General features: G+C 68.8%; 17 protein-coding genes. 4 read left to right on the plus strand and 13 right to left on the minus strand.

Annotated features, from left to right (window positions below):
- Nucleotides 1-35: 35 nt before the first annotated feature.
- A complete protein-coding gene (locus tag GRX31_RS09060; RefSeq protein ID WP_160852288.1) occupies nucleotides 36-2978 on the minus strand; it encodes a DUF4132 domain-containing protein in 2943 nt (980 codons plus the stop codon).
- Nucleotides 2979-3370: 392 nt separating this feature from the next.
- Here GRX31_RS09060 and GRX31_RS09065 point away from each other — a divergent pair, with 392 nt between their 5' ends.
- Nucleotides 3371-4093, plus strand: coding sequence for an alanyl-tRNA editing protein (locus tag GRX31_RS09065; RefSeq protein ID WP_017403871.1), 723 nt, complete (start codon nucleotides 3371-3373; stop codon nucleotides 4091-4093).
- Between the two features lie 54 nt (nucleotides 4094-4147).
- On the opposite strand, the gene GRX31_RS09070 is transcribed toward GRX31_RS09065, so the two are convergent.
- Nucleotides 4148-4438 carry a hypothetical protein gene (locus GRX31_RS09070; protein ID WP_160852290.1) on the minus strand — a complete coding sequence of 97 codons (291 nt, stop codon included), beginning with the start codon at nucleotides 4436-4438 and terminating at the stop codon, nucleotides 4148-4150.
- 326 nt (nucleotides 4439-4764) lie between these two features.
- On the opposite strand from GRX31_RS09070, the gene azu reads away from it, so the two are divergent.
- Nucleotides 4765-5223: an azurin gene (azu, locus tag GRX31_RS09075; protein WP_016446217.1), complete on the plus strand. Its 459-nt coding sequence runs from the start codon at nucleotides 4765-4767 to the stop codon at nucleotides 5221-5223.
- Between the two features lie 170 nt (nucleotides 5224-5393).
- Here azu and GRX31_RS09080 read toward each other — a convergent pair whose 3' ends face one another.
- The 3 genes from GRX31_RS09080 to GRX31_RS09090 all read right to left on the minus strand — a co-directional run bounded on the left by GRX31_RS09080 (nucleotide 5394) and on the right by GRX31_RS09090 (nucleotide 7767).
- A complete protein-coding gene (locus tag GRX31_RS09080; protein ID WP_016451614.1) occupies nucleotides 5394-5903 on the minus strand; it encodes a hypothetical protein in 510 nt (169 codons plus the stop codon).
- A complete protein-coding gene (locus GRX31_RS09085; RefSeq protein WP_016446219.1) occupies nucleotides 5890-7227 on the minus strand; it encodes a hemolysin family protein in 1338 nt (445 codons plus the stop codon). Before GRX31_RS09085 ends, GRX31_RS09080 begins: the two co-directional genes overlap by 14 nt.
- Nucleotides 7228-7416: 189 nt before the next feature.
- Nucleotides 7417-7767 carry a hypothetical protein gene (locus GRX31_RS09090; protein WP_016451613.1) on the minus strand — a complete coding sequence of 117 codons (351 nt, stop codon included), beginning with the start codon at nucleotides 7765-7767 and terminating at the stop codon, nucleotides 7417-7419.
- 153 nt (nucleotides 7768-7920) lie between these two features.
- On the opposite strand from GRX31_RS09090, the gene GRX31_RS09095 reads away from it, so the two are divergent.
- Entirely contained in the window at nucleotides 7921-8427 is a 507-nt protein-coding gene (locus GRX31_RS09095; RefSeq protein ID WP_026061999.1) for a hypothetical protein, read from the plus strand.
- Between the two features lie 128 nt (nucleotides 8428-8555).
- On the plus strand, nucleotides 8556-9443 hold the full coding sequence (locus GRX31_RS09100) for a class I SAM-dependent methyltransferase (RefSeq protein ID WP_016446222.1): 888 nt from the start codon (nucleotides 8556-8558) through the stop codon (nucleotides 9441-9443).
- A 67-nt stretch (nucleotides 9444-9510) separates the two neighbouring features.
- Here GRX31_RS09100 and GRX31_RS09105 read toward each other — a convergent pair whose 3' ends face one another.
- The 8 genes from GRX31_RS09105 to GRX31_RS09140 all read right to left on the minus strand — a co-directional run bounded on the left by GRX31_RS09105 (nucleotide 9511) and on the right by GRX31_RS09140 (nucleotide 16452).
- Nucleotides 9511-10158, minus strand: coding sequence for a nitroreductase family protein (locus GRX31_RS09105; protein WP_133072914.1), 648 nt, complete (start codon nucleotides 10156-10158; stop codon nucleotides 9511-9513).
- Nucleotides 10155-10658, minus strand: a complete 504-nt coding sequence (fur, locus tag GRX31_RS09110) for a ferric iron uptake transcriptional regulator (RefSeq protein WP_160852292.1) — start codon at nucleotides 10656-10658, stop codon at nucleotides 10155-10157. The genes GRX31_RS09105 and fur overlap by 4 nt, the downstream gene beginning before the upstream one ends.
- Nucleotides 10655-11275, minus strand: coding sequence for a DUF2325 domain-containing protein (locus GRX31_RS09115; RefSeq protein WP_016446225.1), 621 nt, complete (start codon nucleotides 11273-11275; stop codon nucleotides 10655-10657). Before GRX31_RS09115 ends, fur begins: the two co-directional genes overlap by 4 nt.
- 303 nt (nucleotides 11276-11578) lie before the next feature.
- On the minus strand, nucleotides 11579-12580 hold the full coding sequence (locus tag GRX31_RS09120; RefSeq protein WP_047327448.1) for a c-type cytochrome: 1002 nt from the start codon (nucleotides 12578-12580) through the stop codon (nucleotides 11579-11581).
- Nucleotides 12581-12597: 17 nt separating this feature from the next.
- Nucleotides 12598-13335 (minus strand): c-type cytochrome, encoded by a 738-nt coding sequence (locus GRX31_RS09125; RefSeq protein ID WP_016446227.1) that lies wholly within the window; start codon nucleotides 13333-13335, stop codon nucleotides 12598-12600.
- A 190-nt stretch (nucleotides 13336-13525) separates the two neighbouring features.
- Nucleotides 13526-15055: an ATP-binding protein gene (locus GRX31_RS09130; protein ID WP_160852294.1), complete on the minus strand. Its 1530-nt coding sequence runs from the start codon at nucleotides 15053-15055 to the stop codon at nucleotides 13526-13528.
- Nucleotides 15052-15714: a response regulator gene (locus tag GRX31_RS09135; RefSeq protein WP_012206042.1), complete on the minus strand. Its 663-nt coding sequence runs from the start codon at nucleotides 15712-15714 to the stop codon at nucleotides 15052-15054. Before GRX31_RS09135 ends, GRX31_RS09130 begins: the two co-directional genes overlap by 4 nt.
- 150 nt (nucleotides 15715-15864) lie before the next feature.
- Entirely contained in the window at nucleotides 15865-16452 is a 588-nt protein-coding gene (locus tag GRX31_RS09140; protein WP_016446229.1) for a TetR/AcrR family transcriptional regulator, read from the minus strand.
- Nucleotides 16453-16521 lie beyond the last annotated feature (69 nt).

Genomic DNA, 16521 nt, shown 5'->3' on the forward strand with positions numbered 1-16521 from the left:
GTTTCAAGGGAGCAAAGGTTCACAAAGACAAGGGCTCAGGCAGCCGCCTTGGCCGCCAGGGCCAGCCACTGGCCTTGCAGCGTGGCCAGCAGCGGCTTGGGCAGCCGCGCCGGGTCGGCGCTGGCCCCGTAACCCTTGCTCAGGTCGTGCACGCGCAGGCCTTCCACGGCCACGGGCAGGCCCAGGTCCAGGTAGGGCGGGAAATAGCCGTGCGACAGCTCCAGGCTCAGCTCCAGCGCGGGCAGGCGCCACACATGCTCGTTGATGCTGGGGCCATCGCCCACGGGGCCGGGCCGGTAGCCGAACTTCTTGAGCATGGCGCCGAGCTGCTCCTGCGCCAGCGTGATCGGCGCGGGCGGCAGCAGCATGCCGTTCTTGAACTGGCCGGGCGCTGGCTGCTCGGCGCAGGCGCCCAGCTGGTCGACCAGGGGCTCCAGCTCATAGTCGGCCATGTAGGCCTGCCAGGCCTCGCGCTCGCCGGGCTGGGCCGTGGCCGGGTGCCAGAGGCTGATGCTGCAGCCTGCCGGCAGGGCCACGGTTTCATCCTCCACATCGACCAGCGAGAAATCCTCGGCCAGGCGGAAGCTGGTGCGCGCCAGGCCCGGCGCATCCTCTGCGCGCCAGATCAGGCTGCGCCCCACGATGCGCAGCAGCGGGTGGGCCACGAACAGCCGCTGCCAGCGATCCAGCGGCCAGCGCTTGCCGCTGACCAGGGCCGCCAGCATGCGCGGCGCCTGCTGCTTGACCACGGTCTTGAGGCTGGTGGCCAGGGTCTTGAGCTGCGCGGTGGCAGCCTCCCATTCGGGCTTGAGCGCCTCGTCCTTGACCGCAGGAATGGTCTTGCTGGCCTTGTTCCTGTCGTTGATGACGCGCAGGCTCAGATCGCCCTGCAGCTCCACGCGGTAGCTGTGCGGCCCGACCGTGACCGTCAGGCCCTGGCCCAGGCCGAAGTCGGGGGTCAGCTCGTCGAAGAGCTCGGGCACGCTCATCTTGCGGCGGGCAGCGGCGGCACGCAGGGCGCTGCGCGCCGTGCGCTGCACCTGGTCCTTGAGCGAGCGCGATTCGGAGATCTCCTGCACGCGCAGCAGAGCGTAGAGGCTGTCCACCTCGCCCAGATGCTCGACAGCGGCGGCCGCGCGCTGCAGGCGCGGGCGGTTCCAGGCCTGGACGGCGGCCACCAGCGCATCGACCACGCGGTCATCGGCATGGCCGGGCAGCAGCCTGAGCGCCCAGCGCTGCTTGGGTTCGCCCTCGCAAGCAATCCATTGCTGCACCAGGGCCAGCGCCAGGCGGGCACGGTTGTCGGCCGGAATGCGCGCCAGCAGCTCGCCGGCCAGCGGCGGCAGGCCGCCTTCGGCAATGGCGGATACGTGCAGCAGCACGCGGGCCGCGTGCTCGGACAGCGGCGCGCACAGCGCCAGCAGCTCGGGCGTATCGAAGGGCTTGATGGCCGCGCTCAGGCGCTTGATGGAGGCGATCTGGGCTTCCAGCTCCACGCCGCCAGCGGCAGACGCTGGCGATGCGGCATCCGCCTGGCTTTCATCCGATGCCGAGGCGCCCTGCCCTGTCAGGCCCAACTGCTGCAGCCGCTGCTGCACGCTGCTGGCCGAGGCCGCATCCAGCTTGCCGCCGGCCAGCAACTGCGCCAGCAAGGGACCGACGGCGGGGTCGGGGTGGGCCAGCAGCACGTCGCGGCAGGTCAGCAGCAGGTTCTTGGGCGGCTTGTTCAGCCAGCCGGCATCCACCAAGCTGGCCAGCGGAATATGGGCGGCCAGGCCGGCCATGGCGGTGCGCAGGCCCTTGGCGCTGCTGCCTGCGATGAGCGGGGTCAGGGTGGGCAGCGTGGCCTTCAGGCTGGCGGTGTCGAACGCGGGCAGCACATTGACCAGGTCCTTGACAGGCACCTCGGCCAGATCGGCCGGGCGGCGGGTCACCAGTTCGCGGATCGCGCTGCGGTAGCGGCGCAGCTCGTCCTCGCGGTCGCAGTGCTGGGCAATGGCCGGCAGCAGCAGGGGCAGCAAGGCGGCATCGTCCTGCTTCATGACATGCATGGCCAGCGCCAGGCTGATCCGATAGCCGCCGTTCTCACGCAGCTGCCTGGCAAAGGGCGCGGGATCCTCGGCCACCAGGCGGTCCAGCAGCTGCAGCGCACGGGTACGCTCCCCGCCCTGGGCATGGCCCAATTGGCCCATCAGGGTGCCCGCCAGTTCCTCACGCCGTGGGGCATCTGCGCTGGCCCAGCGCTGCTCTATCAGGTCCGGATCGCCTATGTAGGTCTGGTCATACAGCTCGGGATGCGCGGCAAAGAAGCCCATCCAGGACTTCCAGCCCTGCCCCTTGGGCTGCTTGGGTTGGCGCTCTTCGCGGTAGTGCACTATCACGTCGGCGAACAGCTTGCCGCCCACGGCGGCGTAGCGCTGCAGGTCGGCATCGTTCAGCTGGGCGATCAGCCGCTTCCAGGGCGCGTGGTACTCGGTGTCGGGCTTGTACTCACCTTCCTTGCGCAGCGCCAGCGTCCAGTCCAGCGTGGCCGTCACTTCCTCGTAGGGCATGCCTGGATAGCAGAGCCAGGGCACCAGGTTGCCCAGCACCATGCCTATGCCTTTGAAGACCGGCAGATCCGCGCTGCGGGCATGGGCCAGCCATTGCTCGGCCATCACGCGCACTTCGGCGGCCACCTTGGCATTGGTCAGCTTCTCGCTGAGCCCTGCCGGCGCATGGCCGCGCGGCACCGTGAGCCGTGCCAGGGCCAGCCAGCGCTCACCGTCATGTGTCCAGGGCGATTCGCTGCTGTTCAGGCGCCCCAGCATGTAAAGGCAGCGCTCCTCGCAATCACGCAGGAAAACCTGCACCTCATCGGCCCGCCCGTCATGAAGCCGGGCATCAAGTTCGGCGGCAAAGGCCTCTTCGCTGAGGCCTTCGTCCAGCCGGTCATAGAGATCGCTCAGGGAAGCTGCGTGAAGATCGGTAGTGCTCATAAAGATGAGGAGATGAACAATGTGGGCAGCCGCAAACCGGGGCCTGCCGGGATGGAGACGGGGGTGGAGCCTGCACGGGATGGACGCAAAGGTTATTGATCCATTCGGACAGTTCCTCGGAAAACTCACAGATTCATGCCCTGCGTATGTCGTCAGCTTCGGAAAAATCTGTAGCGCCGTCGGCAAGGAATGCGCCATTGTTCAGCGGCACGCGCGCGGCGCGGGCGCCGATCTTGTCAGGTCGCGGACCCGGGCACTTGACAGGCTGTCAAGCAGCCGACTGCCACCGCTGCGGGCAATGGACTGTACTGGGGACTTTTCGCCCAGGCGTACTGCCCGGCCCCGCCATGCCGCCGATACCATGGACCGCGACATGACCCCGGAGACACCCCATGCCCATGCCCCTGTCCCAGACGCACAAGCTCTTTGACGACGACGCCTACCTGGACCGCTGCGAAGCCACCGTGATCGCGGTCAGCCCCGAAGGCATCGAGCTGGATGCCACGGTCTGCTATGCCCGCAGCGGCGGCCAGGCCGGAGACACCGGCACGCTGATCCTGGCCGACGGACGCAGCCTGGCGGTCATCGACACCGTCTATGCCGATGACCGCCAGCGCATCCTGCATGTGCTGCAGACCGATGCGCCGCCCCAGGTCGGCGAGCGCGTGCAGGTAGCCATCGACTGGGACAGGCGCCACCGTCTGATGCGCCTGCACACCTGCCTGCACCTGCTGGGCGTGCTGGTGCCCGTGCCCGTGACGGGCTGCAGCATCTCGCCGGACTCGGCACGCCTGGATTTCGACCTGCCTGAATCCACGCTGGACAAGGCCGATCTGACGGAGCGCCTGAACGCCCTGATCGCCGACAGCCATGCCGTGAACGTGGACCGCATCACGCCCGAGCAATTGGCCGCCCAGCCCGACCTGGTACGCACCGCAGGCGCGGCGCCCCCTGGCGGCACGGCGACGATCCGCATCATCGACATCCCCGGCCTGGACCGCCAGCCCTGCGGCGGCACGCATGTGCGCAGCACGGCCGAGATCGGCACGGTGGCCGTCACCAAGATCGAGAAGAAAAGCCGCACCAACCGGCGCGTGGTCGTGCAGTTCGCCTGAGGCCTGCCAGACCTGCCTGGCCTGCCGGACCTGCCTTGGCTGCCGCCCCGCGCCTCAGGACATCCAGGACCTGGGCGCCGAAGGACCACCCGGCTCACGGGACCCCTCGCCGCCCGGAGCCACCCCTTCGGGCTGGCTGCCGGACTTTCGCATCAGCTGCAGGATCTGATCGAGCTTGTCCTGCTCGACAGCGATCGAGTGCAACCTGAACAGCACGTACGGAATGAGGACGCTGGCACAGGCCATGCCCGCCAGCGCCGTCTGTTGCTGGGAGCTGTCGACGAAGAACGCCGTCAGCAGAAAGATGGCGCCAATGACAACGCCTATGAAAACCATCACTCTCATAAACTCCCTCTATGTTCCGCAATCGTACCCAAATGTGACTGAGGTGAGTAGAGGCATGCGAGCTGTGGGGTTGCCCGTCGCCAAAAGACGACGGACGGCAGGTGATTCCCGGCGACAGCCACCGCGCATACCCTGCCGGCGTGACGCCATCCCGCATGCTTGGAGCGCAGGTCTTCGAACTGTTTTGACTTGATTCAAATCAACCCGCCCTCCCCCATCCTGTCTATGCTGGAGGCAGCCATACAAAGCATCCATGGCGACAGACCGCCTGCCGGTCCATGGCCACCGGATGCCAGCCACCTCACCCGCTTTTCAAGGAGAAAACAATGGCAATGCAATGGAAACCCGTCCTCTTGGCCCTCGCAATGACTGCCGTCGCCGCACCTGTGCTGGCCGCCGACTGCGCCGTCGAGATCGAAGGCAATGACGCCATGCAGTTCAACAAGCCCACCATCAGCGTGCCCGCCAGCTGCAAGCAGTTCACGGTCAAGCTCAAGCACGTGGGCAAGCTGCCCAAGACGGCCATGGGCCACAACTGGGTACTGAGCAAGACGGCCGACCTGCAGCCCGTGGCCAATGACGGCATCGCCGCCGGCGCCGCCAAGGACTTCGTGAAGGACAAGGACGCCCGCGTGATCGCCCACACCAAGGTGATCGGCGGCGGCGAGACCGACTCCGTGACCTTCTCCACCGCCGCCCTGAAGGCGGGCGAGGCCTACAGCTACTTTTGCTCCTTCCCCGGCCATTCCGCGCTGATGAAGGGCACGCTGACGCTGGCCAAGTAAGCCGGCGATCTGCCCTGGCCCGGGACCCTGCGCCCCGCGCCCTACCCGGCGGCACTTCGGTGCCGCTTGTCGTTTCCGCCCCTCACATTTGCGGGACCGGGCAAGCCGCGCTTGCCTGGCCTGCCGGTCCCTGCCGATGCATGCCGATCCGTGCCGTTGTGCGTCGCCTCTCAGTGCCGGCTGGCGGTCCTGCCGTGCGGGCGGCCCTGCATTTCCATGCAACCCTTTTGCATCAGGCGCAGCAGCAGCTGGGTCCAGCTGGCGTCGGCCCATTTGGTGCTTTCCAGCACCAGGGACCGTGCCGACTGCAGGCCGTCGCCGGACTGCAGCTCCACGCGGAAACTGCCGCGTTCACGCTGGGACGTGACGGCCACCACGCTGCCCAGCAGGGCGATATCGAGGGAAGGGCGCGGGCCTTGCGGGCCGTCCAGGTCCACGCGCAGCACGCAGCCGGGGCGAAGTTCGTAGGTCCAGCGGTGGTCGGCATGGCCGGCCGCGCCCATGGCGTTCATTTCGGCAAGCCGCTGCTCCTGCGTCATGTCGTAGGGGCTGATGATGGGCGCCTGCTGCTGCGGGTAGCCCTGCACGCCGTCCAGGCAGGCGGCCATGAAGACCACGGCCGCCGCGCATGCCAGCAGTTTCCAGGCGCAGCGCGGGGCCCGTCGTTCAACGCGGTGCATGGGCTGCTCCTGCGTCTTCGTCGCCGGGCACCTGCAGCGACACGTCAACGCGCATGGCCAGCACCTTGTCGATGGCCTTGCCGTCCATGTCCACCACCTCGAAGCGCCAGCCTTCCCATTGCACGGTGTCGGTGACACGCGGCAGCCGGCCCGTGAGCAGCATGACCATGCCGGCCAGCGTGTGGTAGCGGCCGCGCTCTTCCTCGGGCACGGTGGCCAGCTCCAGCCGGTCCTTGAGCTCGGGCACGGGGATGTGGCCGTCCAGCAGCCAGCTGCCGTCCTCGCGCTGCAGCGCCCAGGAGTTGCGCGGATCGCGGGGCTGGAATTCGCCCGTGATGGCTTCCACCAGGTCCTGCAGGGTGACGATGCCCTGGACCTCGCCGTACTCGTCGATCACAAAGGCCATGTGCACGTCGGACAGCCGAAAGCTCTCCAGCAGCTCCATGCCGGTGATGGTCTCGGGCACATAGAGCGCGGTCTGCATGGGCTGGTCGGTCAGGCCCTGATCCTTGCCCTGCAGCGCGCGCGACAGCCACTGGCGCGCGTTGAGCACGCCGATGATGGAGTCCATGCCGCCGCGCACCACGGGAAAGCGCGCGTGGTCGGACTGCTCGATCACGCGCAGGTTGTCCTCGAACGGCGCATCGGCATCCAGGCAGACCACGTCGCTGCGCGGCACCATCAGCGAGCCGATCTGGCGGTCGTCAAGGCGGAACACGTTGCGCACCATGGTGTGCTCGTGCGATTCGATGACGCCGGCCGTCGTGCCTTCGGCCAGCATGGCGTGGATCTCTTCCTCCGTGACGGCGCTGCCGCTGTTTTCCTTGACGCCCAGCAGGCGCAGCAGCGCATGGGTGGACACGGACAGCAGCACCACGAAGGGCTTGGTCAGATGGGCCAGCCAGTTGACTGGGCGTGCGATCAGGCGCGCAAAGGTCTCTGGGTAGGTCTGGCCGATGCGCTTGGGCACCAGCTCGCCGACGACGATGGAGAAATAGGTGATCAGCACCACCACCAGCGCCGTGGCCGTGTAGCCGCCATAGGGCGCGGGCACGCCCAGGCGCTGCAGCCACTCGGCCAGGGGAGCGGCCAGCGCGGCCTCGCCGACGATACCGTTGAGCACGCCGATGGAGGTGATGCCGATCTGGATGGTGGACAGGAAACGCGTGGGGTCTGCCCCCAGCTGGGCGGCTGCGGCGGCGCCGGCGTCCCCCTCGTCTATGAGTTTTTGCAGGCGCGCCTTGCGCGCCGTCACCAGCGCGATCTCGGACATGGCGAAGACGCCATTGAGCAGGATCAGCGCAAAAAGAATGGCAATTTCCATGATGCTTGTTCTGGGAACCGGGAGCCGCCGCTGCGGCAAAAAGGGCCCATGCTGCGCTGGGTCCGGAGAGATTGGAAGCGATAGGCCAGCCCCGCAGACGGGGCATGCCGGACAGGACCCGGCGAACGGCGTGGATGCCGCATGCGCCGACCCGGAGGAGCCAACGGCCCCGGCAGGTCGCAAAGGGGATCAGGCCGCCCGGGGAGGCCGGTCGGGCGGGGCCAGGCTGCGCCACGGTCCTTCGCGAAGGCTGCTGGCGACATGGCGATCGGCCTGCAGCCGGGGGGCATCCACGCCATCGACGGCATGCATGACATCGGGGAGGTCCTGCTGATCGTCCATCAGCGCATGGTCGAAGTCATCGAGCAGGGAGGCCGTGTCCACCAGCGGCGCTGCCGTGCGCTGCACGCTGGCGCAGGCGGCGCCGGCCGGCTCGCAAGCGGCCCCCGGCAGGGCCCGCCATGGCACAAGCCCCAGCGTGGACAAGGCCACGCTGACGACGAAGTGCAGGGAAAAAGCCACGATGAACCATCTGGACATGGTCCGGGGATTTTATCCATGCGCCGCACCCGCGGGCAGGCACCGCGCCTGCCCACCGCTGCCTGCCACTGTCCACGGCTGTTCGCCGTTTCCTACAAGCGGCGCGCCGGCGCCGTGGAAACATGCGCCACGGCCCACTCTCCGCCCTTTGCCATGAAAGCACTCCATACCCTTTTCACCGTCGTGCACGCGCTCATCGCCCTGCTGTTTTCGCTGGCGGCCATCGCCCTGCTGTGGATTGCAGGCCTCAAGGGCTGGAATGCCATGGCGCATGGCGTGGATGGCGATTCGGGCCTGCGCATCGTCGAGGCGCTGGGCATTCTGGCCTCGGGCGTGGTCGCGCTGCAGATCGCCCAGACCATCACCGAAGAGGAGGTCATACGCGAGGCCCATATCAGCGGCCCCACGCGCGTGCGCCGGTTTCTCTCGCGCTTTCTGGTGGTGCTGGTCGTGGCCCTGGCCGTCGAAGCCCTGGTCGCTGCCTTCAAGACGCAGGAAGAGCCGGCCCACCTGCTCTATCCCGCCGCCCTGGTCAGCGCCGTGGGTGTCCTGCTGCTGGGCTGGGGTGCCTTCATCCACCTCAACCGCTCCGCCGAGGAGCTGGAGCCAGAGGCCATGGAACAGGCCAAGGGCGAGGACCACAAGGTGAACAAGGATTGATGGCAGGCAGCTTCCCTTCGGGTTGCCTGCATTCGTGCGAACAGGCCCTAATATGGGTATCAGCCCTTGAAGCAATTCATGGAAGGTGGATGCCGCCCGCCCCGGCCGGCAACGCACAGGAGCCCGCCATGCCCGAATCTCTTGCCCCGACGGCCGCAACGGCCTTGCCCGACGCGCAGCCCTCCTCGCCACGCCAGGAAAAACTGTCCGATGTCAGCGAGACCTTGCGCATTCCACTGGCCGCCCGCGCCCTGGGCGAGCGGCTGTTTCCCGGCATGGCCGTCAGTGACGCCCACGCCTTGGACACCCTGACCCAGCTGGGCGACGACGGCAGCCGGTGGCTGCAGGACCGGCAGAGCATCTACGGCGTGCTGGCGCGCACGCACTGCTTTCGCGCGCTGGCGCAGGACTTCTTGCAGCGCCAGCCGCAGGGCCATGTGGTGAACCTGGGCTGCGGCCTCAGCGACTATTTCCAATGGCTGGACAACGGGCAGATGCACATGACGGATGCGGACCTGGGACCGGTGACCGCGCTGCGCAGGCAGCTGCTGCCCCGGCAATCGGAGCGCCAGGAGATCCGCGAATTCGACCTGGCCGATGCCGACTGGTGGCAGCGGCTGGGACTGCCGGCCGACAGGTCCGGGCCTGCGGTGTTCATGATGGCCGAGGGCGTTTCCATGTACCTGCAGCCAGAGCAGATGCAGGCGCTGTGGACCACGTTTGCGCAACGCAGCCCGCCGGGCTCGGAGCTGGTGTTCGACGCCATGTGCTGGCTGGCGGCCGGGCGCGCAAGCCAGCACCCTTCGGTCCGGCTCACCCAGGCCCAGTTCCATTGGGGCCTGCGCCGCGAGGCCGATCTGGCGCAAGCCCATCCCCGCCTGCAGCTGGTGGCCGCGCACCAGGTGATGGAAGGCTACGGCCCGCCCTACTCGCTGGTGGGGCCGGCATTCCGCTGGACCTTTGGCGTGCACTTCTATGCCATCTACCAGCTGAAGTCGGTCGAGACGGCGGCTTAGGCCGATTGCGCAGCCGCAACGAAAGATGCCCGGTCAAGCCGGGCATCTTTGCTTCAAGGAAGCAGGATCAGCCTGCGTCGGCCGCGCTGGAAGACAGGGCCAGGGCCAGGCCTTGCACCAGGTCTTTCCCGGGCTGCCATTCGCGCACAAAGCGGTTGCGCGGCGGCCGCAGGGCTTCGCGGCCGGCCGAGACGGGCGTGCCCACATACAGCAGGCCGACGAGCCGGTCATGGGGCTCGAATCCCAGGGCCTCGCGCACGCGCGCATCGTGGCTGTTGGCGCCGCTGGCCCAGAAGCCGCCAAAGCCCAGGATGTGCAGGGCGTTGAGCATGTTCATGGCGGCAGCGCCACCAGCCAGCAGTTGCTCGCTCTCTGGCACCTTGTGCTCGGGCTGCAGGTGCACGCCCAGCGCAATGATCAGCGGGGCGGACAAGGCCTTGGCGCGGAATCGCTCGGCGTCGGCCTGCGGGTCGCGCGCCCTGGCGGCCTGCACGAACACCTCGCCCAGCGCATGGCGCGCATCGCCCTGCACCAGCACGAAGCGCCAGGGCCGCAGCTGCCCGTGGTCGGGGGCGCGCAGTGCGGCATCGATGACGGTGTCGATCACGTCTGCGCCCGGCGCCGGGTCCTGCAGCGGCCAGCGCGACTGGCGCGACATCAGCAGGTCCAGGGCGGCGCGCTGCTCGGGGGTCAGGGATCTGTCGTTGGTGCTCATTCGTTGTCCTGCAGCGCAGGCTGTCTTGCCTGCTCGGGCTGTGCCGGTGATTCGGGTGGCAGCCGCGAGCACGCGCTGCAATGGCCGTACAGGGCCAGGCGGTGGTCGGCCAGGCGGTAGCCGTGGGCCTGGGCCACCTGGTGCTGCAGCGCCTCGATGTGGTCGTTGCTGAATTCATCCACGCGTCCGCACTGCAGGCAGATCAGGTGGTCATGGTGCGGCCCCTCGTTGAGCTCGAACACCGCCTTGCCGCTTTCAAAGGTCTGGCGCAGCAGCAGGCCCGCCGCCTCCAGCTGGGACAGCACGCGGTAGATGGTGGCCAGGCCCACTTCGGCACGCCGCTCGGCCAGCAGGCGGAACACGTCCTCGGCATGCAGGTGGCGCGATGCGCTCTGCCTGAAGATTTCCAGCACCTGCATGCGCGGCAGCGTGGCCTTCAGGCCCACGCTGCGCAGTTCGGGTTCGCCACCCGGGCTCAGGGGCATCTTGCTGCGTGTCATGCGGTCGTGTCTCCGTGGCTCAGCGTCATGGCGGGGTTGTCGCCGCCGTCGGCGCCCCGGTGTATGCGGACGATGCGCAGCGCATCGGGCTGCTCCACCAGCACGCAGGTCTTGCCCGTGCGCTGGCAATGGTCCTGCACGCGCCAGTACTCGCCGTGGCTCAGGCAGCCGGTCTGGCAGATCACCAGGTCGGCCTCGCGCAGGCTGGCCTCGAAGGCCTCGGCGTCCTGTTCGGGCTCCCGCGCATGCGCGCCCGCTGCAGGCACGGCGGGCTGCGCCAGGGGCGCGGCCGATTGGCGCTGCCAGCGTGCGCGCTCGCGCAACAGGTCCTGCACGCGCACCAGCAGCGACTCCACGCGCCGCGCCAGCGTGACGCGGCGCGAGAGGCCGGGAATGGCCTTCTCCAGCGCCTCGCGCTCCTCGCGCGCCCACAGCAGCTGGGTTTCCTTGGCCATCAAGGCCGCGCGCTGGCGGATCACCAGCCTTTGCAGCCTCTCTATTTCCTGGGCTTGAAGGCACAGCAGCTCGCTGCTGCGCAATTGGGCGTGGCCGTAGCCACGCAGCAGCACCTGGTGCTCGTGCGCCAGCTGCTGAATGTCGTCCAAGGTCTGGGTCATGGTTTCCTCGGCAAACCTGAGCATCGCGCGGCGGTCGCGCGAAGGCCTTTGCGCGTGGCCGCGTGCGGCACGGGCCGGGCTTGCCGGCAAGGCGGTGTGCTGCGGTGCAAGCCGGATGCGTCGGCAAATCAGTGAGAATGATTCTTATTAAATCATGAAATGCCGGCCGTCAAACCGATGACCGTACGCCGTCTGGTGCAAAGGCCGCACCGGCGCAGATGCGCTTGCAGGGCGGCCGTCAGCGCCCTGTCCCTTGCAGCAACGCAGGCCTGCGCCCGGCCTGCCGTTGCCTGTCCGATCCGCTCAAAGACCCTTGAGCAGCCGCCCGTTGACCTCGGTGCCGTACAGCGAGTACGGGTTGTCGTGGAACTGCTTGCGCGTGTCGGCCACGTTGCCGGTGAAGCGCGGGTCCTGGGGGCGCTCCATGCTGTTGATGTAGGTGGCCACGTCCCAGGCCTCCTGGTCATCCAGCGTGGGGTTGCCGTAGGGCATGTTGCCCTTGATGAAGCTGGCGGCCTTGTCCACTTCGTGCGTGCCCGCGCCCCAGTTGTAGGACTGCTTGCCCCACAGCGGCGGGAACACGGTCACGCCGCCTACTTCCTGGCCCTGGCCCTGAGGGCCGTGGCACAGCGCGCACTTGGCCTCGTACACCTTGGCGCCGCGCTCGAAGCTGGGCTCCTGCACGGCCTTGCCCACCTTGGTGAAGCCCGCGCCGGGCAGCTTCTCGCCCGTGGGCGCCTTCTGCGCCATCCAGTAGGCATAGGCCTCCAGCGCCACGAGGATGTCGTGGCCGTCGTCGGGGGCCTTGCCGTTCATGCTGTACATGAAGCAGCCGCGCACGCGCTCGGCGAAGGTGTCCACGTGGTTGGTCTTCTTGCGGTAGGCCGGGTACAGCGGGTAGGCACCCCACATGGGTGCGGCGCCCTTGAGCCGGCCTGCGTCCAGGTGGCAGTTCACGCAGTTGAGGGTGTTGCCCGAAAAGCCCACGGCGTTGGCCGGCGTGCGCAGGAAGATGGCCTCGCCACGGCGGATCCACTCGCCCATGGGGGTGTCCGGAATGTCGCGGGCACCGGGCGGCGTGAAGGCTGCGCCGTCGGCAGCCCCCTGAACGGGCTGGGCATCGGGCTTTGCGGGGACAGCAGCGGGTGCGGCGGCCACGTTGACCGGCACGTCGGGCCGGGCAGGACGGCTGACGTACATGCCATAGGCGAGTGTGCCCGCCAGACCGGCGAACAGGCAGGCAACGACGATGTATTCGGCGGTGTTGGAACTGCCGGGGGCGGGATTGCGTGGTGTGTCGGACATGATCGGCTCCCGGTCCATCAGGGTTTGGCCGGCGCGGAGGCCGTGGCTGCGGTGGCTGTGCCCGCGCCATGCAGGCGGGCGTAGTAGGACGCCACCGCCTGGATGTCTTCGGGCGTGAGCTTGCGGGCGATCTTGCCCATCAGACCCAGGGGGCCGGCCTCGCGCTGGCCCTTGTTCCAGGCGGCGACCTGGCTTTGCATGTAGTCGGCCGTCAGGTGGCCGATGGCGGGGAAGTCCGCTCCCACGCCCACGCCGCCAGGGCCATGGCACTGGGCGCAGGCAGGAATGCCGTCGGCCCAGCGGCCACGCTCGACCAGCCAGGCGCCGTCATCGTCCTTGCCCTTGGGCAGCGGGCCGCGCACGGGCTGGATGGGCAGCGGCAGGCTGGCGTAGTAGGCCGAGACGTCGGCACGGTCCTGGGCCGACAGGGCCTTGGCCATGGGCGCCATCACGGGCGCCTGCCGGCTGCCGTCGGCCAGGTGCTGCAGCTGGCGCGCCAGATAGCCGGCGTGCTGGCCGGCCAGGGCCGGAAAGCCCGCCATGCCCTCGCCCTTGGCGCCGTGGCAGGTGGCACAGGCCGCCGCGCCCTGGGGCGTGCCCGCCTGGGCGATCTTCTGGCCAGCGGCAGCGTTGCCTTGCACTGCCGCCTGCGCAGCGGAGGTGTCTTGTGCCCAGGCGCCGCCCATCGGCATGCAGATGCCGACAGCAATGGCGATGCACGACCGGGACAGGGTCTGTTTGTTCATGCGGTTCATCGTGGGAAGAGGCTGTTGCCCTGCCATGCGCGGGCGCCGGCAGGTGCGCGGCAGCGGCGGACAGGGTCAGTTCTGGATACCTGCGGCTGCCCCCGCACGGCGCAATGCCTGCGCGGCTGGCCAGCCAGGTCGGCACAATACGCAGCGCAGATTAAGTCGGCGTTAATGCGCCGGCGCCGGTGCGCTCTCGTCAGTGCGTCGGCACCAGTGCGCCGGCGCCCGCCGCCAACGGCAGATAAAGGCGTGCGACCAGCCCGCTCGCATCGCCTTCTTCGGGCCTCCACAGGCTGCGCGGCTGCAGCAGCAGGCAGCCGCCTGCGCATTCGGCGATGCGCTGCACGATGGGCAGGCCCAGGCCGCTGCCATGCTCCTGGGGACGCTTGCGCCAAAAGCGGCGCGTGGCCTCTTCGCATTCCTCGGCGCTGAGCCCCGGGCCATGGTCGGCCACGGTGAACTCCACATAGCCTGAGCCCGGCTGCTGTGTCTTGCCCGGCATGGCGCCAATGGGCCGCACCACCAGTTCCACGGCATGCTGCGGCGCATGGCGCAGGGCGTTTTCCAGCAGATTGCGCAGGGCCGAGACCAGCAGGGGCTCGGAGATGGCCAGCGGCCAGGCGCCGTTGCCGGGCTGCTGGTGCGTGTCCAACCATTGGCGCTGCGCCGGCGCCGGTGCTCCGGCGCTCACGGCATTCACCGCCAGTTGCCAGGCCTTGTCCAGCGCCTGCAGCGCATCGGCAGGCGCATCGCCGCAGGCCAGCGCATTGGCGGCACCCGGTTCATGCTGCTCCAGCCGCGCCAGCAGCAGCAACTGCTCCAGCGTGTGCTGCAGGTGCTCCACGCCCTCGCCCGCCTGGGCCAGCGAATCGCGGGCCATGGAGCCGGGCGGCGCGGCCAGAAGGCCAGCAGGCATGCCGGGCGCCGCCAGCGCCATCTGCGCCACCTGCACATGGGTCTTGATGGCGGTCAGCGGCGTGCGCAGCTCATGGGCGGCGTCGTCGCTCCAGCGGCGCTCGCGGTCGATGGCCGCGCGCACGCGGTGCAGCAGCTGGTTGAGCGTGCCCACAAGCGGCGCCAGCTCGCGCGTCTGCAGGCCCTGGGCCACGGGCGAATCGTCGCCGGGCGGGCGGTGCGCCAGCTCGCGCCGCAGGGCCTCCAGCGGCCTGAGGCCCTGGGTCACGGCCCACCACATCAGCCCCATGCTGGCCAGCAGGGCCAGCACGAAGGGCAGGACGATGGTGTAGGCAAAGCCGTGGACCAGGCCCTCGCGCACATCGATGCGGTCGGCCGTGGCGATGCGCACGCCGTGGTCCTCCAGCACATAGGTGCGCCAGGGCTTGCCCCCCTTGATGATGGTCGAGAAGCCCAGCGGCATGCTCTGCGGGAACACGGGGCTGCCCTCGGTCTTGGCCAGCACCTGCGGCAGGGCCGATTCGGGCCGCACGGGCTGGACCTCGCCGCGCACCAGGCTGACCTCGCAGGCCACGCCGTCGCGCGCGATCACGTTGAGCATGGGGCTCCAGTCCTGCGGCAGCTCCCGGGCAGGCCGGAACTGGTGGACGATGCCGGCCACCATGCGCGCCGAGGCGATCAGCCGGTCATCCAGCACGGTGCGCAGCTCGTTGCGCATGTCCGAGAACATCCAGGCCGCCACCCCGCCCCACAGCGTGCACAGCGCCAGGCACAGACATGCCAGCAGGCGCACGCGCAGGCTGCGCATCATGGGTGCAGGCCCAGGCGGTAGCCCTCGCCGCGCACCGTCTCCACCAGTTCATGGCCCAGCTTGCGGCGCAGGTGGTGCACATGCACGTTGACGGCATTGCTCTCCACGTCCTGGCTGTAGCCGTAGAGGCTGTCGCGCAGTTGCTCGGTACTCAGGATGCGGCCCGGCGACTGCAGCAGCGCGCGCAGCAGCGACCACTCGCGGCGCGACAGCTCCACGGTGCGGCCCTGGCGCTGGATATGGCCGGCAGCGGGGTTGATGCGCACCTCGCCCAGCTCGATCCAGTCCACGCTGCGGCCGGCCGCGCGGCGCAGCAGCGCATGCAGGCGCGCCGCCAGTTCGTGCAGGTCAAAGGGCTTGACCAGGTAATCGTCGGCGCCGGTCTGCAGGCCTTCGATGCGCTGTGACACGGCATCGCGCGCCGTCAGCACCAGCACGGGCACCTGCAGGCCCTGGCCGCGCCAGCGCGCCAGCAGCGAGAGGCCATCCTCGTCGGGCAGGCCCAGGTCCAGCACGCAGGCATCGAAATGCGAGGAACGGATGGCCGCATCCGCCTGCCCGGCCGAGGCCACGGTATCCACGCCAAAGCCCTGCAGCTGCAGGCCGGCCCGCACGCCGCTGGCCACCAGCGCGTTGTCTTCCACCAAGAGAACATGCATGTTGTTGTCCGCAGGGCCTGGCGCCAGGCCCCGCCGTCTGTATCCAAGTCGGGAACGAAAAGCGACTGAGCATCGCAGATTTGCCGCGCTGGCGCGGCGGTGCGCCGAATTTCGCAGGCACGCGCACAAGAATGCGGCCAGGCGGCCCGCTCAGGGCCGGGCCAGCAGCCCGCCCAGCAGCAGGTCCAGCGCCGCCGCGCCGCGCTCCAGCCGCAGGTCGGCGTCCTCGCCCTCGGCAATCCAGAAAGCCGCTTCGGCCAGGCTGCCGTAGATCAGCGATGCCAGCGCCTGCGGATCGGCCCGGGCCACGATGCCCTGCGCCATGAGGTCCGCAATCAGTGCCTGCATGGACGCAATGCAGTGGCGCTGCGATTGCGGCAGCGCTCCGCCCAAAGCCGCGCGCGCATCGCGCAGCACGATGCGCTGGATTTCAGGCTCCAGCGCCATTTCCAGGTAGGCCCGGCAGCGGCTGCGAAAGCCCTGCCAGGGATCCCGGGCATGGGCGGTGATGGCCTTCAGGCGTTCATCCACCTCGGCATCGATCTGCTCGACCACGGCCGCCAGCAGGCCCTGCTTGTCGCCGAAATGGTGGTACAGCGCGCCCCGCGTCAGGCCCACCTGCGCGGTGAGATCGTCCATGGAGGCATCGGCGTAGCCCTGCTCTCCAAAGGCCTTGCGGGCCGTGGCCAGCAGCGTGGCGCGGGTTTCTTCCATCTCGGCGCGGGTGCGGCGGACCATGGCCAATCTCCTTACATACGGCGTGCATGATTGTTTACATACGATGCGTATGTATATAGGATTCTATTC

The organism is Delftia sp. CH05 (genome assembly GCF_009827015.1).
Classification (GTDB): Bacteria; Pseudomonadota; Gammaproteobacteria; order Burkholderiales; family Burkholderiaceae_C; genus Comamonas; species Comamonas tsuruhatensis.